The sequence below is a fragment of the Paenarthrobacter aurescens genome, assembly GCF_025421775.1.
Taxonomy (GTDB): Bacteria; Actinomycetota; Actinomycetes; order Actinomycetales; family Micrococcaceae; genus Arthrobacter; species Arthrobacter aurescens_B.
Map to the genome: position 1 here is coordinate 75,033 of NZ_JAOEFX010000009.1, position 24,450 is coordinate 99,482.

Annotated in this window: 22 protein-coding genes; 6 read left to right on the forward strand and 16 right to left on the reverse strand. The window is 63.1% G+C overall.

What is annotated here, in order from left to right:
* Positions 1-10: 10 nt before the first annotated feature.
* Positions 11-832: an aldo/keto reductase gene (locus tag N7568_RS18240; protein WP_261611192.1), complete on the reverse strand. Its 822-nt coding sequence runs from the start codon at positions 830-832 to the stop codon at positions 11-13.
* A gap of 201 nt (positions 833-1,033) precedes the next feature.
* On the opposite strand from N7568_RS18240, the gene N7568_RS18245 reads away from it, so the two are divergent.
* Positions 1,034-1,918 carry a helix-turn-helix transcriptional regulator gene (locus N7568_RS18245; RefSeq protein WP_261611193.1) on the forward strand — a complete coding sequence of 295 codons (885 nt, stop codon included), beginning with the start codon at positions 1,034-1,036 and terminating at the stop codon, positions 1,916-1,918.
* A 60-nt stretch (positions 1,919-1,978) separates the two neighbouring features.
* Here the strand turns inward: N7568_RS18245 and N7568_RS18250 are convergent, their stop codons facing one another.
* Positions 1,979-2,188, reverse strand: a complete 210-nt coding sequence (locus N7568_RS18250; protein ID WP_011773002.1) for a dodecin — start codon at positions 2,186-2,188, stop codon at positions 1,979-1,981.
* Between the two features lie 108 nt (positions 2,189-2,296).
* The gene (locus N7568_RS18255; RefSeq protein WP_261611194.1) at positions 2,297-3,103 is read right to left on the reverse strand and encodes an SDR family oxidoreductase; all 807 of its coding nucleotides are present in this window, start codon (positions 3,101-3,103) and stop codon (positions 2,297-2,299) included.
* 162 nt (positions 3,104-3,265) lie between these two features.
* Here N7568_RS18255 and N7568_RS18260 point away from each other — a divergent pair, with 162 nt between their 5' ends.
* Positions 3,266-3,697, forward strand: a complete 432-nt coding sequence (locus N7568_RS18260; RefSeq protein WP_261611195.1) for a universal stress protein — start codon at positions 3,266-3,268, stop codon at positions 3,695-3,697.
* A gap of 70 nt (positions 3,698-3,767) precedes the next feature.
* Here the strand turns inward: N7568_RS18260 and N7568_RS18265 are convergent, their stop codons facing one another.
* From N7568_RS18265 to N7568_RS18285, 5 genes are all read right to left on the reverse strand, one after another.
* Positions 3,768-5,279, reverse strand: coding sequence for a pectate lyase family protein (locus N7568_RS18265; RefSeq protein ID WP_261611196.1), 1,512 nt, complete (start codon positions 5,277-5,279; stop codon positions 3,768-3,770).
* Positions 5,248-7,230, reverse strand: coding sequence for a pectinesterase family protein (locus N7568_RS18270; protein WP_261611197.1), 1,983 nt, complete (start codon positions 7,228-7,230; stop codon positions 5,248-5,250). The genes N7568_RS18265 and N7568_RS18270 overlap by 32 nt, the downstream gene beginning before the upstream one ends.
* A 68-nt stretch (positions 7,231-7,298) precedes the next feature.
* Positions 7,299-8,195, reverse strand: a complete 897-nt coding sequence (locus N7568_RS18275; protein WP_261611198.1) for a carbohydrate ABC transporter permease — start codon at positions 8,193-8,195, stop codon at positions 7,299-7,301.
* A 9-nt stretch (positions 8,196-8,204) separates the two neighbouring features.
* Positions 8,205-9,155, reverse strand: a complete 951-nt coding sequence (locus N7568_RS18280) for a carbohydrate ABC transporter permease (RefSeq protein WP_261611199.1) — start codon at positions 9,153-9,155, stop codon at positions 8,205-8,207.
* Between the two features lie 33 nt (positions 9,156-9,188).
* On the reverse strand, positions 9,189-10,499 hold the full coding sequence (locus tag N7568_RS18285; protein WP_261611200.1) for an ABC transporter substrate-binding protein: 1,311 nt from the start codon (positions 10,497-10,499) through the stop codon (positions 9,189-9,191).
* A gap of 301 nt (positions 10,500-10,800) precedes the next feature.
* Between N7568_RS18285 and N7568_RS18290 the strand changes: the two genes are divergently transcribed.
* From N7568_RS18290 to N7568_RS18300, 3 genes are read left to right on the forward strand one after another with little or no spacing between them, the layout of a single operon-like run.
* Positions 10,801-11,667: a PmoA family protein gene (locus N7568_RS18290; protein WP_261611201.1), complete on the forward strand. Its 867-nt coding sequence runs from the start codon at positions 10,801-10,803 to the stop codon at positions 11,665-11,667.
* A 5-nt stretch (positions 11,668-11,672) separates the two neighbouring features.
* Positions 11,673-13,253 carry a glycoside hydrolase family 43 protein gene (locus N7568_RS18295; RefSeq protein WP_261611202.1) on the forward strand — a complete coding sequence of 527 codons (1,581 nt, stop codon included), beginning with the start codon at positions 11,673-11,675 and terminating at the stop codon, positions 13,251-13,253.
* Positions 13,250-14,278: a LacI family DNA-binding transcriptional regulator gene (locus N7568_RS18300; RefSeq protein WP_261611203.1), complete on the forward strand. Its 1,029-nt coding sequence runs from the start codon at positions 13,250-13,252 to the stop codon at positions 14,276-14,278. The genes N7568_RS18295 and N7568_RS18300 overlap by 4 nt, the downstream gene beginning before the upstream one ends.
* A 66-nt stretch (positions 14,279-14,344) precedes the next feature.
* Here N7568_RS18300 and N7568_RS18305 read toward each other — a convergent pair whose 3' ends face one another.
* The 7 genes from N7568_RS18305 to N7568_RS18335 form a co-directional block, all read right to left on the reverse strand.
* On the reverse strand, positions 14,345-16,021 hold the full coding sequence (locus N7568_RS18305; RefSeq protein ID WP_261611204.1) for a thiamine pyrophosphate-binding protein: 1,677 nt from the start codon (positions 16,019-16,021) through the stop codon (positions 14,345-14,347).
* Positions 16,018-16,824: a cyclase family protein gene (locus N7568_RS18310; protein ID WP_261611205.1), complete on the reverse strand. Its 807-nt coding sequence runs from the start codon at positions 16,822-16,824 to the stop codon at positions 16,018-16,020. The genes N7568_RS18305 and N7568_RS18310 overlap by 4 nt, the downstream gene beginning before the upstream one ends.
* A 7-nt stretch (positions 16,825-16,831) precedes the next feature.
* Positions 16,832-18,460, reverse strand: coding sequence for a phytoene desaturase family protein (locus tag N7568_RS18315; protein ID WP_261611206.1), 1,629 nt, complete (start codon positions 18,458-18,460; stop codon positions 16,832-16,834).
* Between the two features lie 25 nt (positions 18,461-18,485).
* A complete protein-coding gene (locus tag N7568_RS18320; RefSeq protein ID WP_261611207.1) occupies positions 18,486-20,231 on the reverse strand; it encodes a flavin reductase in 1,746 nt (581 codons plus the stop codon).
* A 27-nt stretch (positions 20,232-20,258) separates the two neighbouring features.
* On the reverse strand, positions 20,259-21,500 hold the full coding sequence (locus tag N7568_RS18325) for a styrene monooxygenase/indole monooxygenase family protein (protein ID WP_261611208.1): 1,242 nt from the start codon (positions 21,498-21,500) through the stop codon (positions 20,259-20,261).
* A gap of 52 nt (positions 21,501-21,552) precedes the next feature.
* The gene (locus tag N7568_RS18330) at positions 21,553-22,341 is read right to left on the reverse strand and encodes an SDR family oxidoreductase (protein WP_261611209.1); all 789 of its coding nucleotides are present in this window, start codon (positions 22,339-22,341) and stop codon (positions 21,553-21,555) included.
* Between the two features lie 114 nt (positions 22,342-22,455).
* Positions 22,456-22,614 (reverse strand): hypothetical protein, encoded by a 159-nt coding sequence (locus N7568_RS18335; protein WP_261611210.1) that lies wholly within the window; start codon positions 22,612-22,614, stop codon positions 22,456-22,458.
* A gap of 161 nt (positions 22,615-22,775) precedes the next feature.
* Between N7568_RS18335 and N7568_RS18340 the strand changes: the two genes are divergently transcribed.
* Positions 22,776-23,744, forward strand: a complete 969-nt coding sequence (locus N7568_RS18340; protein ID WP_261611211.1) for an AraC family transcriptional regulator — start codon at positions 22,776-22,778, stop codon at positions 23,742-23,744.
* Here the strand turns inward: N7568_RS18340 and N7568_RS18345 are convergent, their stop codons facing one another.
* Positions 23,745-24,446 carry a FadR/GntR family transcriptional regulator gene (locus N7568_RS18345; RefSeq protein ID WP_261611212.1) on the reverse strand — a complete coding sequence of 234 codons (702 nt, stop codon included), beginning with the start codon at positions 24,444-24,446 and terminating at the stop codon, positions 23,745-23,747.
* Positions 24,447-24,450: the final 4 nt, after the last annotated feature.

Below are 24,450 nucleotides of genomic sequence, written 5' to 3' on the forward strand. Positions count from 1 at the left end.
TGTCCTTTTCTTAGAGCTGGGTGAAGGCGGCGACGGCGGGATCGGAGCCAATGCGGGCGCCCGCCTCGAGGGCCGTGATGGCTGCCAGTTCGGATTCGGTGAGGGTAAGATCGGCCGCGCCGAAGTTCTCGCGCATTCTCGTCGAATCCGCCGATTTGGGTATCACGATGGTTCCCTGCGCGAGGTGCCACGCCAGGATCACCTGTGCAGGAGTTGTGCCGTGCGCCGCGGCCACCAGTGCCACTTGCTCGGCGTTGACGTCCTTGCCCTGGCCCAACGGGCTGTATGCCTCCACGGCAATGCTGAGGTCGCGGCACTTGTTGGCGAGTTCGGCCTGTTGGAACGTGGGGTGGAGTTCAATCTGGTTGACGGCCGGCACTACGTCCGCTTCCTTCAGCAGCGTGTCCACGTGATCGGGGAGGAAGTTTGAGATGCCGATGGCCCGGATCTGCTTGTCCTGGTAAAGCTTCTCCATCTCCTTCCACGCCTGCGTGAAGAGGCCCTGTGATGGGACCGGCCAGTGGATGAGGTAGAGATCGACGACATCAAGGCCCAAGGCGTCCCGGCTGCGCTGGAACGCGTCATGTGCCTCGCCTTGCTCACCGTTTCGAAGCTTGGTGGTGATGAAAAGTTCTTCGCGGGGGATCCCGGATGCCGCGATGGCAGCGCCGACCCCTGCCTCGTTACGGTACGCCGCCGCGGTGTCGATGTGGCGGTAGCCGGCTTCCAAGGCGTCTTCCACTACTTTCTGCGTTTGGTCCGCAGGTACTTGGAAGACACCGAATCCGAGCTGGGGGATGGTGACGCCGTTATTTAATGTCAGCTCTGGCATGACGGTCTCCTTCGACGGGATGGGTATGGCGGTGACTCTCCACGCTGGCGATTCTCAGAAAGCGTTTTCGGAGGCTCTGTACTGAGCCTATGCAGTTTTGGCGGCAGAGTCAGCAGTCCAGCGTGATCCTGTTTTTCCTAGGTCTGGTAGTCCTACCCACAATGGTGGTCTTTCACACGCCGTGAACGGCAGAATGGACGGATGGGTCAAAGCGCCGAGTTCGGTAAGTTCCTCAAAGTCATGCGTGCCCGCCTCTCACCCGAGGACGCCGGGGCACAGGAGTCCAGCGGTTCCCGTCGGGTGCCTGGGCTCCGCAGGGAAGAGGTTGCGCGGCTCTCCGGAGTGAGCACCGACTACTACACGCGCCTGGAACAAGGCCGCAACATCCACCCGTCCAAGGCTGTCCTTGACTCCGTGGCGCGGGCATTGCGGCTGGACGCCGGGGAGCAAGCACACATGATGGATCTTCTGGAGCACTGCGCCAGCTCGGCCGGCAACCCCGGCCCCGCGCAAAAGGTGCGGCCTGCGCTACGGCAGTTGCTGGACGCCGTCGGAGACGTACCCGCAATGGTGTTGGGAAGGCGTGCTGACGTGCTGGCCGGAAACCGGATGGCCCACCTGCTCTTCACCGACTTCGCCGAACTACCGGCCAATGAGCGGAACCTGACACGCTGGATCATCCTGGACCCCATCGCGGGGCAACTGTTCAGGGACTGGAAGACCGTGGCCGCCGAGGCTGTTGGGGCACTGCGCATGGACGTGGGTCGCCATCCGAATGACCCCCAGACCAACCAACTCGTGGGCGAACTCGCCGTGCACAGCGATCACTTCCGCCAATGGTGGGCCGGTCACAGGGTAGCCACGCGCTCCGCAGGAACAGTGCGGTTGCACCACCCGGTGGTTGGGGACCTCGAACTGAACTTTGAAACGCTGAGTCTCCCGGACGACCCCGACCAGCTCCTCCGGGTCTATTCCGCGAAGGCCGGTTCGCCGTCGTCGGACGCTTTGATGCTGCTGAGCAGCTTTGGCGAGGTGACCACCGCACCCGTCGAAGCACCGGAACCCGCCCGCCGGGATGACAGTTAATGCCAATGTTCCTCTGAAACATCGGCATTAACTGTCATCCCGCGGAGTGCGGAAAGGGTTTCAGCGCTCCAGGCGGAAACCGAGCTTGATGGTGACCTGCCAGTCGGCCACTGCGCCGTCCTCGAGGTGGCCGCGGATTTCCTTGACCTCAAACCAGTCCAGGTTCCGCAGTGTCTGGGAGGCTGTTGCGATGCCATTCTTGATCGCGTCGTCAACGCCTTCGGTGGAAGTTCCTACAATTTCGGAAACGCTATATGTGTGGCCAGCCATGGTGCTCCTCATCAACGTCTTACGAATCTCTGGAAAATCCGGCCCGCCAGGCAGGCCGTCCAAGCAGACTAGCCCACGGATCTCCGTGCGGCCAGAGCCCGCGATGGCCTAGCTTTCGCGCCAATCATTGCTGGTGATGTGCGAACCGGCCTGCGGTCCCATCTGCAGCATTCCGCCGTCCACGGGCCAGGACGCTCCATTGACGTAGCTCGACGCCGGGGATGCGAGGAAGGCGATGACGGCGGCGATTTCGCGAGCATCACCGGGGCGTCCCAGCGGAACTCCGGGTCTTTCCTTCTGCGTGGGATCCTCGTCTTCCTGACCCGTCATGGGAGTTGCTATCTCGCCCGGTGCCACGTTGTTTGCGGTGATGCCGTACCCGGCGAGTTCCAAGGCCATGGTCTTGATGAGGCCGCCCAAGCCGTGCTTGGAAGCGTCATAGGCTGACGCCCCCACTCGAGGTTGAAACTCGTGCACGCTGGTGACGGCGATGATGCGCCCGCCGCGGCTGGCCTTCACCATGCGCTTCGCCGCTGTTTGCATGGCCACGAAGGCCCCGTTGAGGTTGGTGTCCAAGGTGGACATCCAGGTTTGGTAGTCGAGGTCAAGGAACTTGGTGCCGTCACCGGTTCCGGAGTTGTTGACGAAGACGTCCACGCCACCGAGTTCGTCGGCGAGTTTGTCGATGGCCGCAGCCGTCCCTGGGACATCAGTGGTGTCCAGCTGCTGCACAACGGCTTTGCGGCCCAATCCGCGGACCTCTTCAGCCGTGGTCTCCGCACCCTGTTGGTCCCTGTGCCACGTGATGCCAACGTCCATGCCGGCCTTGGCCAGCGCGACCGCCGTGGCCCGTCCGATACCTGAATCCGATCCAGTGACGATGGCGGTCTGCGGAGAAAATGATGTGTCGCTCATGGTCCTGCCTTTCGGTCCTGTGATCCTTCCGATGACTTACCCCTACCCGGTCCCGGCACGATGTAAACACTCGCGAACCAACACGGTCATCCCGGCGGATCAGGATGGAGTGTAGATTTTCTTGCAGCAGCACCCAGCGAATCCCCACAACCAGGAGTACTCATGTCAGAAGTTATTGTCGTCGGCGTTGACAACAGCGAAACGGCCAAGCGCGCAGCCGTGGCAGCAGCGAAGCTCGCCACCGCTCTTGGTGCCGAGCTGCACGTGATCAGCGGCTTCTCCGATGACCGCATCGAAGAATTCGGCAGCGGCAGCGACCGCATCACCGTCTCCTCGGCCGACTCCGCGGAATACGTGGCCCGCAAGGTCTCCGAAGAGCTGGACATCCCCAACAACAGCGTCAAGTACTACGCAGCCCGAGGCACTCCGGCCAACGCCCTCATCAACTACGCCGAGACCAACAACGCTTCGCTGATCGTGGTCGGCAACAAGCGCATGAAGGGCCTGGGCCGTGTCCTGGGCAGCATCGCGAACAGCGTGGCACACGGTGCTCCGTGCGACGTTTACATCGTGAACACGGACGTGGACGCGTAACCCACCCAAGTAAGTAGCAGCAGAGCGCGTTTCCAGAACTCAAAACGCGCTCTGCTGCGACTCAGCTGGGTCAGCCGGACGTGCCGTTGAGCACTGTGACGTTGGAGTAGGTCACGCCCCTTCCGGTGAGCTGCAGGACATGGCCAGGCTGTGGTGTATCGGACGTGATGGTCAGGTCCCGCAGGGTCGAACCGTCCGCCGCCACCAGCAGGGTCACCCCTTCGCTGTTGGTCAGGACCACGTCCGAGGCATTTCCTGTTGCTCCGGCCAGGGTGATGTTGCGCCGATCGCCCCACAGGACCGAAGGTTCGTGATAGATGCCGGGCTTCACCAGCACGGTGACAGCAGCGGGGTTCTTCGGCGGAATAGCCCCGATCGCGGCCCGGATGCTGGCGAAGTCGCCTGTCCCGTCGAGCGCCACCGTGATGACCTTTCGGAGCGCAGGCTCAGTCCCGCCCAAGGGCCCGCCAAACGCGCGCACCAACGCTGGGACCGCCTTGGCGGGCGTCAGGCTGTAGGAATACGGGGGATCGAAGGTCCCGCCCCGTTCCTCGCCGGTGTTCCCGGTGCACTCGTCAAAGACATTATTGCGGGCTGCCAACCCACCGCCCGGCCCTTGGTGGTGAAGCGGGTTCCGGACATCCCGGAAGTAGTTCCCCTCCACAAGAAGCAAGGCGGCGTTCCGCCCCAGCATCCCGTAGCTGGAGATGTTCTCCAGGTAGTTGTTGTAGACATGCGATGCTGCGGTGTTGTCCAAGCTGGCGTTGCGCTGGTGGGTGTTCCGGATCCAGTTGTGGTGCAGGGTCACCCGAGTGACCACATTTTGGGTCCAACCTTCCCCGAGGGCCTTGTTGTGGTCCGAGAACACGTTCCAGGACAGTGTGACGTTGTCGCAGTCCTTGCGGATATCCACCAAGCCGTCGCCCAGCCGTGTGAAATGCATATGGTCCACCCAGACATGCGTGCTGGTGTCCATCTGGATCCCATCCCTGTCGTTGTCAGGCCGTTTCCCCACAAAGTCGCCGGGAATGTAGGAGTCCCGGACAGTGAAGTTGCGGAACACGACGTTGGCCACGTTGACGAGCTTGAAACCGGCATTGACCACCGCGGCTCCTTCGCCTGCTCCAAGGAAGGATTTGTTGGAGGTCACCGTGAGTTTTTCGTACTGCCCGAAGACCAGTTCGCCGCGCAGGATCACCACCAGGGGTTCGGCGCTTTTCGCGAAGACGCGGAGCTGATCAGGCGTGTCGGCATGGACCAGCCTGCCGCCGGCCCCGCCGGTGGTGCCACCGCGGCCGTGGGATGCGACGCCGGCGAACCCCTCCGGCGCCACAGTCCAGAAACCCCCTGGCCCACGTTTTGTCGGCAACTCCGCTTCAACGAACCCGTTGGGGCCGACGCCGGGAGGCGCACCTTCCGCTGCCACCGCCGGCGCTGCCACCGCCGGCGCTGCCTCGTTGAAGAGACCGGTCGACGCCAAGGTGCCGGCAGCGAGTCCAGCGGAAAGGAGGGTCCGGCGTCGGATGGTTATGTCGTGTGGATTCGCCATCTCAAGCACCTGCAGCCGGAGTCCAGTCGCCAAGGAACGTCTCCTTGGTGAACTTCAGGGCCTCCTGGGGCGAAAGCTGGGGATGGAACTCGTTGATGTACGCGCCGGGTCCCGTGTTGTTGTACTCAGCGAAGCGTCCCTCGGTCCAAGCATGTCCGCTCATGTCGGACCAGCCCTGCTCGGCGATATGAGATCCCAGGTTCGAGTCCCGGATGACGGCCATGGGGTGGGCATCGGGGTCACTGCTGGCAAACCACGGGCGTCCCAGACTGACTGTTCCGGGGGCGGCATCGGACGTGAGGGTGCTGTCCACGATCAGGAAGCCGTACGGGTTGGAGTTCTTGGTGCTGGGGGCCACGATGTACCCGTTGTTTGTGTCGCTGCCACGGTCCAGGGAGTGGATGGTGCAGCCGTCGAAGACCGCGGTGCCCCGGCCGTAGAGGAAGTCCACGTCACCTTCGATGTAGCAGTTTTTCAGATAGGTGCGGGCGGTCGCGTCCCGACCGGTGGTGTCCGCGAGGTAGGTGTCCTGGTTTCCCAGGAACCTGGTGTTGTCGAAAATTACGCGGTCGGCCACGGTCCGGACTGCGAGGGCTTGGCTCCCGCCGTTGGCGGCCTCGTCGTAGGCGTTCTCCACTGTGAGGTTGCGGATGGTGGTTTGCTCGGCCAGAACGTTGAGCGTGGCACTGCCGGCAGCGCCCCACGTGCCCCCGAAGAACTTGGCGCCGTTGGCCGGCAGGTCGTAGGAAATCACGACGTCGGCCGGGTCACCTGTTGCTCCCTGCAGCGTCACGTTGGGCCGGTCAGCCCAGACGTTCACCATTTCCCTGTAGAAGCCCGGCTTGATGGTGATCGTACGCGGTTGGGTGTTGCCCACCGGAATTGAGCCGATGGCCGCTTGCAGGCTGGCGAAATCACCGGTGCCGTCCAGCGCGACGGTGACGTCCGTCGTCGTGTTCGGCCGCTGATTTTCGCGCGGTCCGGCACCTGACGTGACCAGTCCAGGAACCTTGGCGGCGTCGTCCTTGGCGTAGGCGTAGAACTGCGTCGGATCGAAGGCACTGCCGACGTTGTCCTTGCGACCACGCGTGGCATCGAAGATATTGCCCCGGTTGACGATTTCCGTCGCTGGATCCTTGGCCACCACTGGATCCGCAACCGTGGTGAAGTAGTTGCCCTCCAGGACCACTTTGGCGGCATTGCGGCCCATCATTCCGTACTGGCCGATGTCCTGCAGATAGTTGTTGTAGACGTGCGCGGCCGCGGTGTTGTCCAAGCTGAAGTTCCGCTGGACAGTGTTACGGATCCAGTTGTGATGGATGGTCATTTTGGTGACAGCGTTGCTGGTCCATCCGACGCCCAAGGCCTTGTTGTTGTCCGCGAAGACATTCCACGAGTACGTGAGGTAGTCCGAGTCCTTGCGGGTATCGATCATGCCGTCACCCATGCGCTCAAACTTCATGTGGTCCACCCAGATGTGGTGAGACGTATCCAGTTGGATGCCGTCGCGGTCGTTGTCCGGGCGCTTCCCGTCCCAGTCTCCGGGTATGTATGAATCACGGACGGTGAAGTTCCGGAAGATCACGTTGGACACGTTGATCAGCTTGAACCCGGCATTGACCAGTTCCACCCCTGCACCGGTGCCGATGAAACTCTTGTTGGAGGTGACGGGGATCTTGACGTACTCCTGGGCGTTGATGCTGCCTTTGAGGAAGATGACCAGGGGCTCCTCCGCTGCGGCGAATGTTTTCAGCTCTTCCAGCGAAGCAGCGCTGACGTGCCTCCCGGCTTGGCCGCCGGTGGTCCCTTCGAGTCCGTTGCCGGGCAGGGATGCGAACCCGTCCGGGCGCTGCTTCCACAGGGCGGCCGCTGTGGCCGGAGATTCGGTGCCGCTGTGTTGAGGCTCCGCTTGTGCGGGCACAGCGGTAAGGCTTCCAAGAATGACGACGGCGGTGGCCGCGCCCAGTAAGCGTCGCAAGCGCATGCAAAACTCCTTTGTCTTGTCTGAGTGGTGGTCTTGTCCGGATGGTGATCTTTTCGGGTGGTGAGGGGCTATTTGAGGCCCGTGGTGGCAATGCCGTTGATCAGGTACTTCTGCCCGGCAATGAAGAAGCCGATGATGGGTGCGATGGACACCGCCGACATGGCGAACATGGGACCCCACATGCTCTGCCCTTCAGAATCCATGAACGCGCGGAGGGCCAGGGGGACGGTGTAAAGGTCTTGGTTCTGGATGTACAGCAGAGGGCCGAAGAACTCGTTCCACGTAGAGATGAACGTGAAGATAGCGGTGGTGGCCATCGCAGGGACGCAAAGCGGGAGGATGACGCGAATGAAGGTCCTGAACGGGCCGCAGCCATCGATTTGGGCCGCATCATCGAGCTCTTGGGGCAGCGACTTCATGAATTGCACCATGAGGAAGATGAAGAATGCGTTGGTGGCCATGAAGTTGGGGACGATCAGTGGCAGGTAGGTGTCCAACCAGCCGAGCTGCGAGAAGATGATGTATTGCGGAACCAGGAGCACGTGGCCCGGCAGCATGAGTGTGCCAAGCATGAGTGCGAAGAACAGCTTCCGGCCGGTGAATTCCATCCGCGCGAACGCGTACGCCGCCAGGGCGCAGGAGAAGATGTTGCCGATGATGGAGAAGATCACCACCACCATCGAGTTGATCAGGTAGACGTGGAAAGGCTGGTCCAGGGCGGTCCAGCCTTGGGCGTAGTTGGAGAAGTCCCAGTTCTCCGGCCACAGCCCCAATTGACGGAAGATATCGTTGCTGGGCTTCAGGGAACTGGAGATCAGCCACAGCAGGGGATAGAGCATTACCAGCCCCACCAGGCAGAGGATCAGGTGCCGCGAGAAACGGGATGCCGGCGAGCCCGTCAGGGCGTCTTCGGGCTGTTCCTGCTTGGCCAGCTTGCGCTTGAGGGGTAGATCAAGGAGTGCCATGGGGTTGCCTTAATTGTCGTAGAAGACCCAGAACTTGGATGCGATGAAATTGATGGCGGTGAAAATCGCGATGATCATCAACAGCAGCCAGGCCATGGCCGAGGCGTACCCCATCTCGAACTCGGTGAAGCCCTTCTGGTACAGGTAAAGGTTGTAGAACAGCGTGGAATCCGCTGGTCCGCCGGTACCTCCACTCATGACGTAGCCCTGGGTGAAGGTCTGGAATGAACCAATGAGCTGCATGATGAGGTTGAAGAAGATGATGGGGCTGATCAGTGGCAGGGTGATGCTGCGGAATTGCCGCCACTTGGATGCGCCGTCAATCGAGGCGGCTTCGTAGTACATCCCAGGGACCTGTCGCAGGCCGGCAAGGAAGATCACCATGGGGGAACCGAAGGTCCAAACGTTCAGCACAATAAGCGTGCTCAGTGAGAACTGGGGATCGGTGACCCAGGCCGGACCCTGGATTCCGAACAATCCCAGGAATCCGTTGACGATGCCGTCGTTGCCGAAGATGTAGCGCCACAGCATGACGATGGCCACGCTCCCGCCCAGCAGCGAGGGCAGGTAATACACGGAGCGATAGATCGAAAGACCCTGAAGCCCCCGGTTCAGCACCAAGGCAACAAGCAAGGCAACAGCGAGGGATATAGGCACCGAGACGAAGGTGTAGATAAACGTGACCTTCAGCGACTGGAGAAGCCGAGGGTCCTCGAACATTGCCTGGAAGTTTGCCAGACCCACAAAGTTGGGTTCGGTGAAGAGGTTGTAATCCGTAAACGCGAGGTACAGCGAGGCAAAAAACGGAATGACGGTGAACAGCATCCCCAGGAACCAGGGGAGCAGGAATAGATACCCGGATCGCTGCTTCTTCCGTCGGGAGGGACGGATGCGGGGCTTGCCGTCCGTTGTCGGAGCCGGAGCGGAGGCGCCGGGCGGTTGTTTGGTCAAGACTGACATGGCGCCAGCTTCCTCTCGGGAGTAGCTCCGGAGTTACTTGTTGATGGCTGCATTGCTCTTCTCCATGAAGGTCTTTGCGGCATCGGCGGGACTGACACGGCCGAACTCCACCTCGGTGGTCAACTGCTTGAGGGTGTCGGCAACAACACTCGCGCCCTTCGGATACACGTACGCGGCGGGAAGTTCGTCCTCCTGGATGGCGGCCATCATGTCCACGAACGTTTTGTCATCCGCACTCAACTTCGGGGTGATGGCATCAGCCACCTCCGGGTTGATCGGAACACCACGCTGGGTGAGGACCTCGGCAGCGCCCTCGGTATCGTTCGTCAGGAAGTCCACCAACTTCGCAGCTTCCTTGGGGTGCTTGGACTTGGCAGCGATGGACCACAACATGGTGGGGTCCGCGGAGTAGCCACGGCGCTCGCCGGTGGTTTCGCCCGGAATGCGCAGCAGGACCACTTCGCCTTCAACGGCCTCGTTGTATCCACGGAAGTTGTTGATGGGGATGATCTGGGAAGCCACGGTGCCCTTGGCCAGGTAGGACTGTGCTGGGGAACCGCCGATTTGCTCGAAGAACCCGGCCGGTGGGTAGCCGCCGGCTTTGCGGAGGTCCACGCTGTACTGGAACCAGTCCTCAATGGTCTTCTCGCTGACACCCAGCTTGTTGTCCTTGGTGTAGAAGTCCTCGCCGCGCTGACGGGCGAGGATGATGGGGCCGGTTTCGGTGGCGACGTCGTAACCGGCTCCGTAGACTTTTCCGCCGGTTTTCTGCGTGACTTCGGTGGCGAACCTGGCGTAGTCCTCCCAGCTCCAGGTCTTGTCGTCCGGGATGGTGACGCCTGCCTGGTCCGTGATGGTTTTGTTGACCACCATGCCGATGGTGGTGACACCGGTGGCGAGCCCGTAGAGCTTGCCGTCCACCTCGCCTCGGCTGAGGGTGGTTTCAGGAACCTTGTCCAGGTTCAGCTCGGGGAATGATTTGAGGTCGGCCAACGTGCCGCGCTGGGCGTACTCCAGGAGACTGCGGTTGGCCATGGCCAGGACGTCCGGCGGATTGCCGCCGGCGAAGCGCGTGGCGAGCTTGTCTGCGTAGGGCCCGCTGTCCTGGTATTCGGTCTTGACAGTGATGCCCGGGTTCTTCTTCTCAAAGATCCGCAGTGCCGCTTCGGTCATCTTGGCCCGGTTGGCGTCGCCCCAGAACACGAAGTTCAACTCAACGTTTCCGCCGCTGCCCGACTGGGCGGCACCACCTCCCCCGCAGGCGCTGAGCGCGAGTCCGGCTGCCACCACCGCCGCCCCCAGGACCGTCCTGCGCGGGATGGGAGTGCTTGCTGTCTTCTTCATTGAATGACGCCTTTCTGGGTGCCCGGCGAAGGGCTCGGATGCTGGGTTTCTGCGTTCAGTGACAGAAAGTTTCTGATTTTCAGGATCGGAGAAATGATCGGAATCATGGCCTTGGTGATCATGAAAGGGGTCCGAAAGTAGTGAGTAAACGATTTCTAGCAAGTAATCACTGTGACTGTCAACACATATCAGCGCGTACTCGGAAAATAGATGGAAGAAACTTTCTTGAAGTGTTGCCGAAGTCTTTCTGTCATGTTTATGCTGATCCCACACCCGCCAATCCGCCCCGAAGGAGGTCCAGATGCGAAGCTTCCACGTCAAGGGAGCCAACGTGGTGCAGGAGAATCCGGGCGATGACCTGGCAACCCGTATGGCTCCCAGGCCCTACCTCCACCCCGTCCGCACGGTGGCCGGGGTGGTCCTCACCGAGGCCGCCCCCGAGGACCACCCGCACCACTTCGGCTTGTCGCTGGCCTTCTCCGACGTGAACGGAACCAACTTTTGGGGTGGGTCAACCTACACAGAGAACGGCCCGGCGGTCCTCCCCAACCACGGACGCCAGGTCCCCTCGGGATGGAAGCATCAGGACGGGCACGCGGAAGGGAGCATCGCCTGGATCAACCACAGTGACCAGCAGGTGGCCAGCGAGCGCCGGAGCTATTCCTATCAAGAGCATCCGGCCCCGAACACGTGGAGCCTTTCGTTTGCCTCGGTGATCCGCCCCGCCGGTGCCGTGGAGCAATTGTCTGTGTCGTCGTCGGCCGTTAAAGGACGTACAGGAGCCGGCTACGGCGGAATCTTCTGGCGCTTCCCGTCAGGGGACGGCCCCCCTCAGGTGTTTTGTTCCGCAGGAGCGGGCGCCGAGGCAGCGCATGGTTCCCTGTCTCCGTGGCTCCTGGTGGGCATCCGGCATCACGGCAAAGACGCCAGCGTGATACTCGCGCAGGACCCCGGGCAGCTCCGGCCATGGTTCGTCAGAACCGAGGGTTACGTCGGAGCCGGGCCGGCAGTCGCGTGGGACAAACCAGCCACTGCGGACCGGGACAAACCCCTCACGCTCAACCTCCACGCGGTGATCCACGACGGCAAAGTGGCCAACAGCCGGCACGCCGAAGAACTACTTCACCAGCACTTCACCTTCCGCAACTCACCCGACAGGACACCATGACAGCCATGGGAAATCGACACCGCGTGCCCGAGTACGGCAACCCCATCCTCAACGGCGACTGGCCGGACCCGGATGCAGTCCAGGTTGAGGGCACCTACTACCTCATCGCTTCCAGCTTCAACCGGGTTCCCGGGCTGCCGGTGCTTCGCTCCAACAACCTGGTGGACTGGGAGCATGCCGGGCATGCGCTCCCGGAACTGCCTCAAACGAACCACTACTCCCTGGTGCGGCACGGAGGGGGCGTGTGGGCTCCAGCGCTGCGCCATCACGACGGAAAGTTCTGGATCTTCTACCCGGACCCGGACCACGGCATCTTTGTCCTGAGTGCGGAGAATGCTGAAGGCCCATGGACTACGCCGCACCTTCTCTACGCCGGCCGGGGCCTCATTGATCCGTGCCCGTTGTGGGACGAGGACGGGCAGGCTTACTTGGTACACGGCTGGGCGAAGAGCCGCATCGGGGTGAAGAACCGGCTGACGGTCCACCGGATGAGTCCCGATGCCACACGCTTGCTGGACCACGGAACCCACGTCATCAACGGCGAAGACCTGCCCGGGTTTACAACGCTGGAGGGTCCGAAGTTTTACAAGCGCGACGACTGGTACTGGATCTTCGCACCTGCGGGCGGGGTTTCCACCGGGTGGCAATCGGTCTTCCGTTCACGGTCTCCTTTTGGGCCCTACGAGGAACGCCGGGTGCTGGAGCAGGGTGATTCGCCGGTGAACGGCCCACACCAGGGCGCCTGGGTCACCACTCCCGAGGGGCAGGACTGGTTCCTGCACTTCCAGGACCGCGGAGCCTACGGCCGTGTGGTCCACCTCCAACCCATGGGTTGGGACGCGGATGGCTGGCCGTGGATGGGCGCAAAAGCGGACGACGACGGACCGGGAACCCCGGTTCTGGTCCACCCCTACCCGGCGGGTACTTCACCGGAAAACGTGGCTCCTCCCACCAGCGACAATTTCACGTCGCCCGGCCTCGGCCCGCAGTGGCACTGGCAGGCCAATCCCCGCAAGGAGTGGCTGTCCACCTGCGGAGGAGGGCATCTGGTCCTGCGTCCGCAAGCCAACGATCCCATCAACCTGCGCGAACTCCCCAACGTCCTGGGCCAGATCCTCCTTGGTATGCCGTCCACCTTCACCACCACGCTGGAACTGGACGATGTCCCGGCAGGCACCAGGGCCGGCGTCGTGATTCTTGGCCAGCGGTACGCGTGGTTGGGCATAGTGCGGACGGGCGACGGGTACGTCCTGGGCGGCGGCACTGGCAGCGAAGGTCCGCAGGAGCTTCCCGTGGGGCGTGCGGTGGAACTTCCGGGTCCACGGATCGAACTCCAAATCAGGACGGATGAGACCCCGCGGGCAACTTTCGCCTGGCGCGTGGGCCCCACGGATCCTTGGCAGATTCCGCTGTGGGATTTCGCCGTGGTGGAGGGACGCTGGATCGGGGCTGAGCTGGGGATTTTCACGGCTTCACCCTTGGGTTCGCGGGAAAGCGGCAGTGTTATCGTTGGACCCGTGCGGGTCGAAACTGCGCCGGTCCGCCGGTCAACGGCTCCGCGCATTGCCGTTCCCGTTTCCCCATGAGTTCAAGGACCGCCCCGTTGACCGCCACCCCGCGCCCCAAGATCGCAGACGTGGCCGCGGCTGCGGGCGTTTCCGTGCCTACCGTGTCCAAAGTCCTGAACGGGCGCTCGCACGTTTCCGAAGCCACGCGGGCCCGGGTCCAGCAGGCTTTGGAGGAGCTCGACTACACCAAACGGAACACTGCCACTGAGCCCGGACTGCTGCAATTGGTGGTGAACAACTTCGATTCCCCCTGGGTCCTGGAAACCATGGAGGGAGTGGAAGCTGCTGCTGCGCGGCTCGGCTACACCGTGGCCTACACCCGGGCCGGGAACGCCACTGCAGAGAGTTGGCAGAAGCTGCGTGAGCCCTCCAGCAATCGCCTCGATGGCGTGATGCTGCTGGCCCCGCGCCAGGGATCAGCCTTGGTGGACCAGGCGCGGTCACTCAACATCCCGGCCGTCGCCATCGACCCCGAAGGGTCCGAGGGCTTGCAGATTCCCAGCGTCAGCCCGGCGTCGTTCTCCGGAGCCTTGCGGGCGGTGTCTCATCTTCTGGAACTGGGACATGAGCGCATTGGCATCATTACCGGCCGCGTCCACAGTCCGGGTCACGGGCGTGCCCGCTACGCTGCTTACGCCGCTGCCCTGCACGAGGTCGGGCTCCCGGTACTTCCCGAGTTCGTTCGCGATGGCGACTTCAGCATCGAGTCCGGGCTTCGGCTCGGCGGAGAGCTCCTGGACTTGCCGGAGCGGCCCACGGCAATCTTCACTGGAAGCGACCTCCAGGCTTTGGGTGTCATGAACGCGGCAGCTCAGCGATCGTTGAATATCCCCGGCGATCTCAGCATTGTGGGGTTCGACGACATCGCCCAAGCTGCCCTCACATCACCGCCGCTCACCACTGTGAGGCAGCCCTTGGCCCAGCTCGCGTCGATGGCGGTGGGCATGCTCACGGAACAGATCGAGCAGGGGAGTGGCTCCTCGGCGGCGCTCGAAGTCGCCACGGAGTTAGTGGTGCGCGCGAGCACCGCACCACCCAAGTAGGTCGCAGCACCTGTCGCAATGAGCGCTCATCAGAGCAGGTGCTGCGACCTGGTTGGGGCCCCGTGCCTAGTGGCCCTGGAACGCCTCAGCCAGCCACCACGAGCCGCCGTCGGACGCGATCTTGGCGTCGATCACCAGTGGCCGGTCCTGCGTCCCGGCTTGGTAGGCGGTGATCCATGGGCGCACTGCTTCGAGGTCGGCGACGGTCCGGACTGTCACCCCTTCGGCTCCGAATCCGCGGGCTATGGCGGCGATATCGGTGTCGGGGAAGACCACGCTGGAGAGCTCGGCTTCCGAGTGCTCGGAGGCGAAGTGGTGCACTTCGGCTCCGTAGGCGGCGTCGTTGTAGACGATGCACACCAGCGGCAGTTTCAGCCTCGCTGCCGTCTCCAACTCGCTGATGCCCATCAGGAATCCGCCGTCGCCGGCACCGAGGACCGGCAGCCGGTGCGGCTGGGCAAGCGCGGCGCCAACGGCCGTGTACAGGCCCAGCCCGATCGCTTGGAACGCTTGGGTGAAGCAGAACCCAAATTCGTCCGGCACGGCGAGGTACTGGCTGGGATAGCCCATGAAGTTGCCCGAATCCACGGCCACGATCCGCTCCGCGGGGAGCATGGTGTCGAGTTCGCGGCTGAGGACGCGTGGATCGATGGCCGTCGCGGTGGACAAGTCTTCCGTTTCCACGTCCCGCCACCGCGAGCCCTGTTTGATCGCCAGGGCGTTGGCTTCGGTGCGGTACTTTTCGGCAGGCTCGGTCTGCACGGAGCGCAGCCCCGTCAGAGCGTCGGCGGCGGTGAGCCCGGAGTCGCCCAACACGCCCAGGGCGATGGGCCGGTTCGCGCCGAGTGCGGAATCTTCGACGTCGATCTGCACCACGTTCGCGTCGGCGGATATCAGTCGCCCATGCCGCATGGTCCACATGTTCAACGCACATCCCCAGCCCACAATGAGGTCCGCATCGCTGATCAACCCGGCGGTCAGCGGGGAGGAGAAACCTCCGGAGATACCGAGGTTGTGGGAGTCGCCGTTGAACAGCCCTTTTGCCACCGCTGAGGTCGCCACCAATGCTCCGGCGTACCGGGCCAGGTCCAGGATTTCGTCCCGGGCACCCCTGCCGCCGCGTCCGGCGACGAACACCGGACGTTCCGCGGCGGCGATCAAAGCGACCAGTTGTTCCACGGCGGCAGCGTCCGGGCGCACTTTCAGGGGTTGAGGCACGACGACGGCACCCACCTCGTCCGCGGCGGTTCCGCTTTGGACGTCCAACGGCAAGCTCAGGACCACTGTGCGGCGCTCATTCACGGCGGTCCGGAAAGCCCTGACGGTGTCCGCGACAGCTGTTGCAGGGGAGTGGATGCGTTCAGCGACCGCCCCAACACTGCGTGCCAGGGCGTCCTGGTCGATCTTGAAATTGGACCTGATCGCGGCAGCTTGGGTGTCGGCGGTCAGGACGATCATGGGCGTGCGGCTCTTCGCTGCCTCCCCGATTCCCGTGATGGCGTTGCTCAGCCCGCAGCCTTGGTGCGTGGTGACCACGCCAACCTTTCCTGACATCCGGGAGTAGGCGTCGGCCATGGTCGCCGCGCCGCCCTCGTGCCGCGTGGCGGTGAAAGGGACGCCCTCGGCCATGAGGGTGCCGGTGACGTCGAAATTGCCGCTGCCCACCACCCCGAAAACATGCCCGACGCCGAGCTTCGCCAGCGTCCTGCCCACCAGGGTGGAAACCCTCATCTGTTCACTCATGCTGTTTCCGCCGCGGACTTTTCCAGCGGGTTCTTTTCCACCAGCGCATACACGCGGCTCGGGCTGCCCGTGCCGCCCACGATCGGCAGGGGAGCAACCACCAGCGTGGCGCCCGTGACGGGGAGCCGGTCCACGTTCCGCAGTGAGGTCACGCCGTACTTGTCCGCCCCGAGGAGGAAGGAGTGGACGGGGAACATCGGATCCAGGGCACCAGCCTGGCCGGCATCGATGCCCACGGTTTCAACGCCGAAACCGCTGATCGAAGCGTTGCCGGCCAGCCACTTGGCACCTGCCGCGGAGACCCCCGGTGTGTGGGGTCCGGCGTCGTCGGCGTTGACGAAAGCCGCAGCGTCAGTGCCGCGGGCGGCCCACCCGGTCCGGAAGATGAGCCAGCAGTTCTCCGGGAAAGCGCCGTGCTCGTCCTGCCATTGTTCGAAGTGCTCCGGTTCGAGCAGGAAATCCGGGTCCGCGGCAACTTCTGCGGTCTTGTCGATCACGACAATCGGACCCACCAGTCGATGCGGCTCAATCTGGTCCACGGACTTTCCGTCTTTGCCCGTGATCCAGTGCACGGGAGCGTCCAGGTGTGTCCCGGCGTGTTCGCCCACGGTTACGTCGTTCCACGCCCAGGCCGGTCCGGCGTCGTCGAAGTTGCTGACCGGCGAGACCGTCAACCCCACCGTGTTCGCGAACGGCTGCGGGAGGTTCAGGATTGGCGTTTCAGAACTCAGGGGCGTGGTGAGGTCGATGATTTCCACCGACCCACTCGAAAGGGCTGCAGTGAGCCCGGCCAGAACAGACATTGTTCTCCTATCGCTTGCTTGGTTTCAGTGCTGCTTGAATACGGGAAAATCGTGAAGGTTTCGCGGTCAGCTTCTGGGCCACCAGGTGTCCCGAGTCGCCGGATAGCCCGGGGCCGGGGTGGGTTGACGCGCCGATATGCCAGAGACCTTCGACGGCGGTTTGGTGTCCTGCCGCCTCCGGGAAGGGCCGCCAGAGCAGGTTCTGGAACAGCTCAGCGGAGCCTCCATAGGGGTCGCCGTTGACGGCATTGGGATTAGCAGCGGCCAGGTCCGTGGGCGCAAGGATGTCCGACGCCAGAACTGTGGCGCGGGTTCCCGGCGCGAACTGCTCAAGCCGTCCCAGGATGCGATCCAGGTAGCCCTGTTTCAACTCCTCGGTCCAGCCTCCGTCAACAGAGAGTTCACCGGCGGCGTCGCCCACCGGAGTGAAGGGAACTTCCTGCAGTTGCAACCATAGGGTGGCCTTGCCCGCCGGCGCCCGGGACGGATCCAGAACGCACTGTTGGCCCACCACAACCGTGGGGTCGCTGGGCAGGAGGCCCGCTTCGGCCTGGGCGCAGGCAATCCCGGTGCCGTCCGAACCGTTGCTGAGGTGCACCAGCGGAACTGCGGTGAGCCTGGGATCGAGCCATTCCACGGGCTTATCCAGGGCGAGGTGGATCTGCATGGCGCCGCGGCCGTTCTGGTACCTTTCAGCGGCCCGGGCAGCCGGGGCAGGAGGCTGGCGGAGCAACGATGTGTAGAGGGCTTGCGGAGAGACGTTCGCCAACACTGTGTCAGCCGTAACCACCCCCTGTGAGGTGCGGACGCCGGTTACGGCGCCGGAGGAGTGCACCAGGATCTCCTCGGCTTCAGCGCCCAGCATGATCCGAACCCCGTTGTCGCGCAGCAAAGACTCGAACGCAGCCACGAACCGTGAGGCACCACCCTTCACCACCGGGAGGCCGAAGCTGTGCATACTCATGGCCATCACGGGCAGCATCACCCCGCCTGTTGCCTGGTCCGGTCCGAGACCTGCGTGCAGGAGCCACGGCGACCACAGTTGGTCGGTTTCCCAGCCATCAAACCGGCTGCGGACGTAGTTTCGGCCGCTCATCACGGAGTCCCGGACAAAAGCCTCCGTCCCGGAGAAGCGCCCACGCCGCACCGCTCCGAACGCAATTTTCGCGACCTCCTTGAAGGAACGAAGCTCCGCGCCGAATGCCCCGAAAACAGTCCCGGCATTGCGGCCAAGATCAGCCAACATGGCCAGGTATGCAGCATGGTCGCCAGGTTCCTCAAAGACTGTCGCGGCCGGATCACGGTGCGCGATGACGGCGCGGTGCACCCCGGTGGCAGGATCCGCGGCAACGCTCGCTGTGACCGGACCGGAGGTGTTGCAGTACTCCAGGCCCCTGGCGTGCAGCTCCTTGGCAAGCGCTGCGTAGGCGCCGCCGGAGACGAACAACGGATGCCAGGACGAGAAAGTGTCGTGGATGAAGCCCGGCAGGGTCCGCTCCGAAGAGTGGATGAAACCGCCCAGCCGATCCGAGCGCTCAATGAGGCACACGCGCTTCCCATCCAGGGCGAGCTCCGCCGCGGCAACCAGGGAATTAATCCCTGAGCCGATGATCGCAACGTCAACAGAATCGTTCATGCGGAACCGTTCCTTTCAGTGGAGATCAGAAATCCGGGTGGCTGGCCGTGGCGTGGTATTTGCCGGCGTGGAACACCAGGGGAGCGCCGCCGTCGTGGTGGTATTTCTCCACTTCCCCCACATAGATGACATGGTCGCCGGCGTCATGCCGTGAGACCGTACGGCACTGGAAGGTGGCCACCGCCCCATCCAGGAGCGGGACACCGGCGATGCCTTCGGTGGTTTCCGCGCCGGCGAACTTATCCGTCGCAGGAGTGGCGAACTGGCGGGACAGAACGTGTTGGTCGCTCGCAAGGATGTTGATGGCAAAGTGCGTGGCGTCCTCAAAATCGCCCAGGCTGGGTGCGCGTTTGCTGGGGCACCACAGCACCAGCGGCGGGTCCATGGAAACTGACGTGAAGGAATTCGCGGTCATGCCCACCTTGCGGCCGTCTGCCGAGACGGTGGTGACCACAGTGACGCCGGTGGCAAATTGTCCCAACGCACTCCGGAAATCCCGGACGTCGAAAACCGATGTGTCTTCTTCTTTCCGGGCCTGCATGAAATCGGCCGCGGCGGTGGGGTCGAACCACCACGGGTACGACGTCCGCGGATCGTCGAAGCCAGCCACAATGCTCGCCGCCAGAGCCGGATGGTCGCCGGCTTCGCGCAGCAACGTCTTCTGGTGGTCCCTGCGCGGCTTGAGGAGATCGTTGGTCCACTCAACTGCCCACTGGCCCCATCCACGCCAAAACTCATCGAACGTCCGCTCCATCCATTGGCGGTCAAAGGGCTGCTGACCCCGACGAACGATCGAATCAAGGTAGTACTTGGCGGCCAGAGTTGCGTTGTTGGAGCCCTGCCCGGTGAGGGGATCGTTGAGCACCACGGCATCTCCGAGTCCGAACACCAGTTTCCCGTTGCCGAGCTCCCCGACGGCGGACCTCACCGTCGGTGTGATGCGCCCCAGGAGCGTGGCACCGTCATCTGTCAGTTCTGCGTCGGCAAAGTTCGCTGCCTCGTGCGGGAAATGCTCGCGCAGGATCTCCAGTGAACGCTTGAGCTGCTCTTCGGGGCTTCCGACGTCGGTCCAACGGTCCATGGGGCCGCCCACTACGCCTTCGAACACCATCATGCGGCAGGGGCCGGAGACGGTCAGGCCCGGGAACGTAAAGAATTCGCCGACGCCGGGCGCCATGGACATGCGGATGGCGTTACTGTCCGCGCCGTCCGAGCCGGCGGCAGCGCCGCCGTCGGGCTTCACGTAGTTGAGCGCCAAAACCCGCTGCGGCCGATCGAAGGGAGATTTTGCCTTGTCCCGCGGGAAGATTTGCCCGATTTCGCCCTTGCCCGTGCTGACGATGACCAGTTCATAGTCGCGAGCGAGTTCTTCGAGCATGCGGGGGGTGACCTTCTCAATGCGGAAGTCACCACCGGCGGCCACGAACGTTTCGATCCACAGGGCGCTTTTGATCCGTTGGTCGATGGAACGGGCGGGCCCGTCCAAGGGGGCTTCCCATTCGATCGCCTCTGTAACCGCATCCACCCGCAGCCGGATGGAAGTGATGCTTGGGACGGAACCCGAGTCATAGTATTCGGTGAGCGCCGTCCCCATCTGGGCCTCGGCGTCGAGGGCCGTGGAGAACATGCACTGGCTGGACATGACCTTGCCGGTGCGGACCTGGGCCGCAGAGCGGTCGGACAGGAGCGTTACCGCGTAGCCATCCCTTTGCAGGCCCAAAGCCAACTGGGCGCCGGATTCGCCGGCCCCGATGATTGCTATCTTTCGCATGGTTGAGTCCTTATTAGCAGGGTCGTGCTACGAAACCTTGGCGGCAGAAAGGCTCGCCAGATAGTCGGCGGCTTTGTCCGGGTACATGAACCATTCCTGGAATTCCGGAGGGTGGTTGAAGCCGTTGGCGAAGCGGTGCGCGATGTCCGGCTCATTGTTCGCGGCGCCCAGCAGTTCAAGGACGTGGGGTGGCGGCGGGGCCAGGAGGGCATTTGTCCAGTGTGCAACGTGCTGCGCGTAATCCCAATAGCGCTCGAACGTGGCCTGCATGAAGTTTCCATCGAAAGCCGCGCCGCCGTGTTGAATGATGCTGTCCAGATACGACGCCGCGCATTTGCTTGCGTTGTTGGACCCCTGTCCGGTGATGGGATCGTTCAAGACCACGACGTCGGCCAGGCCCAGCACCTGCCGGCCGCTCGGCAGCGTGGCAATCGGGTGCCGGACGGTCGGCGCGAACCTGCCTTGGAGGACGCCGTTGGCATCGGTCAGTTCCACGTCCGTGGCGCGCTCGGCTTCCCATGGCAGGAAGGTCTTCAGGATGTTCTTGGAATTCTCCAGGTGCTCCTCGGGAGTGAGACCCTTCCACGAGTCCATGGGTCCGCCCGGAACTCCCTCGAAGACCATGATTTCGCACGGGCCGGTGGTGGTGAGCGCTGGGAAAACGAAGTATTCGCCAACGCCAGGGATGAGGTTGAAGGAGACCGCCGAGTAGTCTTCGCGAGGCTTGAGGCCCTTCACGTAGGTCAAAGCCAGGGCGCGTTGTGGGGCGTCGTAGGTGCTGCGTTCGGCGTCGCGGGTGAAGAGTTGCGCGATCTCGCCCTTACCGGCTGCCACGATGACCAGGTCCGACTTCTGCGTGTACTTTTCCAGCTCTTCGACACCTGCGTCTTCGAAGATCAGCTCGCCGCCCCGCGCGGTGAACTCCTCCATGAACTTGGGGAACTTCACCCGCTGGTCGATCGACTTGGCGTGGTGGTCCAAACGGGATGCCCAGCTGATGGCCTTTTCGCCCTGCAATTCGGGGTGGGGGATGGTGAAGGAGACACCGTCAACGGTGGGAGCGTCCGGCCAGAAATCCAGCCCAAGCGCCCGCTCGTGTTCCAGGGCGTTATGGAAGATGCACTGACTGGAGGCTACTTTGCCTTCGGCAATCTCTTCAGGTGTGCGGTTGGAGATGGTGGTGACCTGGTACCCGGCGTCGAGCAGGCCGATGCCGAGCTGCAGACCGGACTGGCCGGCGCCGACGATGGTGATGTGGCGTTGCGTCATGGTGTTGCCCTTTTCTCTTGGTCTGTTTGGAGTGTGGGTCTGCTGAGGGTTGTCAGTTTGCGGCGAGCAGCGGAATGGTTTCTTCGGCTCGCTCCGGGCCCAAGGCGGAGTAGCCGCCGTCGACGGCCCAATCGGCACCGGTCACGAAGCTGGCGTGGTCGCTGGCGAGGAACGCGACGACGTCCCCCACCTCGTGTGGGCGACCGACCCGCTTGAGCGCGTGGAACGGAGCCGCCACTGAGTCGGTCTTCTCGATATCCCCGTTGCTGAGGGAGTCCATGATGTTGCTCCACACCCAGCCTGGGCTGACCGAGTTGACCCGGATGCCATCTGCCGCGAAATCCACGGCCATGCTGCGGGTGACCTGGACCAAGGCAGCCTTGCTGGCCGGGTACAACCAGCGGCCGGTTTGCGCCACGGAGCTTGAGATCGACGTGAAATTGATGATCGCGCCGTGCCCCGAAGCCTTGAGGTAGGGGCGGGCTGCGTTGCTCGCGACTACGGCGCTGACGAGGTTGACGTTCAGTGCGTCGAGCCAGTCGGCTCGGCCGGAAGCTCCGCCGTCGTCCTTGTAGGTACAGGCGAGGTTTACCAGGATGTCCAAGCTGCCGTGCCGGGCTACGGTCCCGCTGACGAGCTGGTTCACGGCGTCGTCATCAGTGATGTCAGTGTGGGAGTAGGTGATCCCTTCGCCCAGCCCGGCGGTGAGTGATGCGCCGTCGGGGGCTATGTCCGCAACCACCACCGTTGCTCCGGCGTCCCGCAACGCCGTGACAACGCCTTGGCCCACCTTGGTTGCGCCGCCGGTGACAATCGCTGTCCTGCCTTCGAGTCCTGACATGGTGCAAGCCTTTCCCGTACTTGTCATGTTGTAAAAATATGACGTGCGTCATAGTTGTTCCAGAAGCGACTCTAGGCAGTCGCTGGAACCCGGACTATCCACTTGGCGCAGGGGTCATCCGGATTGCGCAGGGTCTTCCTCTTCTTCGTGCCAACCAACCCAAGCCGCGGAGGTGAGCTGGGTTTCCGCGGCCTGGAGCTCCGCCGCCCAAAGTTCGAAGTGGCTTCGGTCCCATTCGCCTCTGCGGTCATGTACGAGCTTGATGTTCTTCACTGGTCCTCACCCCGCTTCCAACACTGTTATGGTGATGTGAGCTGCGTCATACTTGTCTTAAAAGCGACTCTAGACAGCCGCTGCACAACGGAATATCCACTTGGCGCGAGGATCATCCGAAAGGCGAAAAGCTGCGAAATACCCTGTGAAGTAGGTGGCGGATGGTGAGGATTCTTGCCCGTGAAGTTCTGCGGGGGCAGCCAACAACGGCCACGACTGACGTGGACGAGGCACACGCCAAGATCGCCGAGCTGTTCTGCAGTCATGAGCTCGCCCCACGGACCCGGACGTCGTCAGTGGACATGAAGCTGCGTTCCCTGCATCGGGGCGACGTCGGGATCGAGTTTTTGGACTACGGCGCGGACGTCCGAATTGAGCCTGAGGGCCTGCAGGATTTCCATCTGGTGCAAATCCCGTTGGCCGGGCACGCCTCCATGCAGGTGGGTGCGGACATTGTGGACTCCAGCCCGCGCTTAGCCACAGTTCCGCCCATTGACCGGCCATTTTCCATGAGTTGGGACGGCGGTAGTCCGCACCTGATCGTCTACGTACGGCGTACTGCGTTGGAGCGGGTGGCCGAACAGTTGTACGGCGATAGTGCGGTGGACCTGGGCTACGGCATGGACCTTTCAGGTGCCGCCGGTCGCGCATTCTTGAGGTCCGTCGTCGAACTTCATGACGACATGATCAGCGAACCCGCATCCAGCGCCCCCGCGTTTGTTCAGGGATTGCTGGCGGACAGCATGGTGTCGCGGTTGCTGATGGCGATGGAGCCACCAGGCGGAGAGGCCGGGGACGCCGGGTCCGAAAGCCGGCTGGTCCGCGAATGCCGCGAATTGTTGGAAAAGCACGCCTTTGAAGAACTCACCGTGCCGGACATCGCCGAGTGCCTTGGCGTTTCGGTGCGAACGCTGCAAACGGCCCTTCGGGCGGAAACGGGTGCGACGCCGTCGGAGTTGTTACGCAGTATCCGGTTGGACCGGGCGCGGGAGATGCTCCTGGAGGCGAGCCCGCGGGAGCGAAGCGTCACGGCCGTTGCGGAGCTGTGTGGGTTTACGCATCAAGGGCGGTTTTCTGCTTTGTACCTGAAGGCCTTCGGCGAGCTGCCCTCCGAGAGCCTGCGCCGCTAGCTACGCCTCCAGCACGTACGTCTTTAGGTCGTCCAGGGTCTGCTGCATGTGCGCATCCATGGCGAGCCGTGACTCGTTCGGATTCCGGGACTCCAGGGCGGCCGCAATCTTCCGATGATGGCCAATAGCGTGTTCCTGGATCTCCGGGAAAGCGGACGTTTCCGTGCGTCGGGCCTCAAGGACCCGGTGCAGCGGCTCAAACAGGACGGCCACGAACACATTGCCTGAAGCGTGGAGGATGACGTCGTGGAAGGCGAGGTCTGCCTCCACAAAAGCTGCGAGGTCGTTGACTTCGTGGGCGGCCTGCATCTTTTCCACGTGCTCTTTGAGGGCGGTGAGCTCGTCGTCGGAAATGCGCTCGGCGGCCAGTTCGCAGGCGCCGGTTTCCAGCATCCGGCGGAGCTCAATGAGCTGGATCGCGGCAGCAGCATCCTTGGATCCTTCAGACGCAGCACGCAGCACCGCTTCCAGCGATGCCCACTGGTTCAGGGGATTAACAAACGTTCCACGGCCGCGTTCCACGCTGAGGATCCGTTGCGCTTCGAGGGTCTTCATGGCTTCACGCACGGTCATGCGGCTTACCTCGTGCTTGGCACTGAGCTCAAGCTCGCCGGGGACCACCGTTCCGGGCGGAAATTCACCCGCGATGATGCGGTCCAGCAACTCGTCAGCGACGACGCCGACCAGCGACTTGCGTGCCATGTAT

What these genes read in the sequence shown, in the direction of transcription:
- N7568_RS18245 (WP_261611193.1), top strand. Translation starts at nt 1,034, where the DNA reads ATGGGTCAAAGCGCCGAGTTCGGTAAGTTCCTCAAAGTCATGCGTGCC.
- N7568_RS18275 (WP_261611198.1), bottom strand. Translation starts at nt 8,195, where the DNA reads ATGGCACTCCTTGATCTACCCCTCAAGCGCAAGCTGGCCAAGCAGGAA.
- N7568_RS18240 (WP_261611192.1), bottom strand. Translation starts at nt 832, where the DNA reads ATGCCAGAGCTGACATTAAATAACGGCGTCACCATCCCCCAGCTCGGA.
- N7568_RS18330 (WP_261611209.1), bottom strand. Translation starts at nt 22,341, where the DNA reads ATGTCAGGACTCGAAGGCAGGACAGCGATTGTCACCGGCGGCGCAACC.
- N7568_RS18315 (WP_261611206.1), bottom strand. Translation starts at nt 18,460, where the DNA reads ATGAACGATTCTGTTGACGTTGCGATCATCGGCTCAGGGATTAATTCC.
- N7568_RS18290 (WP_261611201.1), top strand. Translation starts at nt 10,801, where the DNA reads ATGCGAAGCTTCCACGTCAAGGGAGCCAACGTGGTGCAGGAGAATCCG.
- N7568_RS18250 (WP_011773002.1), bottom strand. Translation starts at nt 2,188, where the DNA reads ATGGCTGGCCACACATATAGCGTTTCCGAAATTGTAGGAACTTCCACC.
- N7568_RS18270 (WP_261611197.1), bottom strand. Translation starts at nt 7,230, where the DNA reads ATGCGCTTGCGACGCTTACTGGGCGCGGCCACCGCCGTCGTCATTCTT.
- N7568_RS18340 (WP_261611211.1), top strand. Translation starts at nt 22,776, where the DNA reads ATGGTGAGGATTCTTGCCCGTGAAGTTCTGCGGGGGCAGCCAACAACG.
- N7568_RS18260 (WP_261611195.1), top strand. Translation starts at nt 3,266, where the DNA reads ATGTCAGAAGTTATTGTCGTCGGCGTTGACAACAGCGAAACGGCCAAG.
- N7568_RS18285 (WP_261611200.1), bottom strand. Translation starts at nt 10,499, where the DNA reads ATGAAGAAGACAGCAAGCACTCCCATCCCGCGCAGGACGGTCCTGGGG.
- N7568_RS18310 (WP_261611205.1), bottom strand. Translation starts at nt 16,824, where the DNA reads ATGTCTGTTCTGGCCGGGCTCACTGCAGCCCTTTCGAGTGGGTCGGTG.
- N7568_RS18255 (WP_261611194.1), bottom strand. Translation starts at nt 3,103, where the DNA reads ATGAGCGACACATCATTTTCTCCGCAGACCGCCATCGTCACTGGATCG.
- N7568_RS18345 (WP_261611212.1), bottom strand. Translation starts at nt 24,446, where the DNA reads ATGGCACGCAAGTCGCTGGTCGGCGTCGTCGCTGACGAGTTGCTGGAC.
- N7568_RS18305 (WP_261611204.1), bottom strand. Translation starts at nt 16,021, where the DNA reads ATGAGTGAACAGATGAGGGTTTCCACCCTGGTGGGCAGGACGCTGGCG.
- N7568_RS18295 (WP_261611202.1), top strand. Translation starts at nt 11,673, where the DNA reads ATGGGAAATCGACACCGCGTGCCCGAGTACGGCAACCCCATCCTCAAC.
- N7568_RS18320 (WP_261611207.1), bottom strand. Translation starts at nt 20,231, where the DNA reads ATGCGAAAGATAGCAATCATCGGGGCCGGCGAATCCGGCGCCCAGTTG.
- N7568_RS18280 (WP_261611199.1), bottom strand. Translation starts at nt 9,155, where the DNA reads ATGTCAGTCTTGACCAAACAACCGCCCGGCGCCTCCGCTCCGGCTCCG.
- N7568_RS18300 (WP_261611203.1), top strand. Translation starts at nt 13,250, where the DNA reads ATGAGTTCAAGGACCGCCCCGTTGACCGCCACCCCGCGCCCCAAGATC.
- N7568_RS18325 (WP_261611208.1), bottom strand. Translation starts at nt 21,500, where the DNA reads ATGACGCAACGCCACATCACCATCGTCGGCGCCGGCCAGTCCGGTCTG.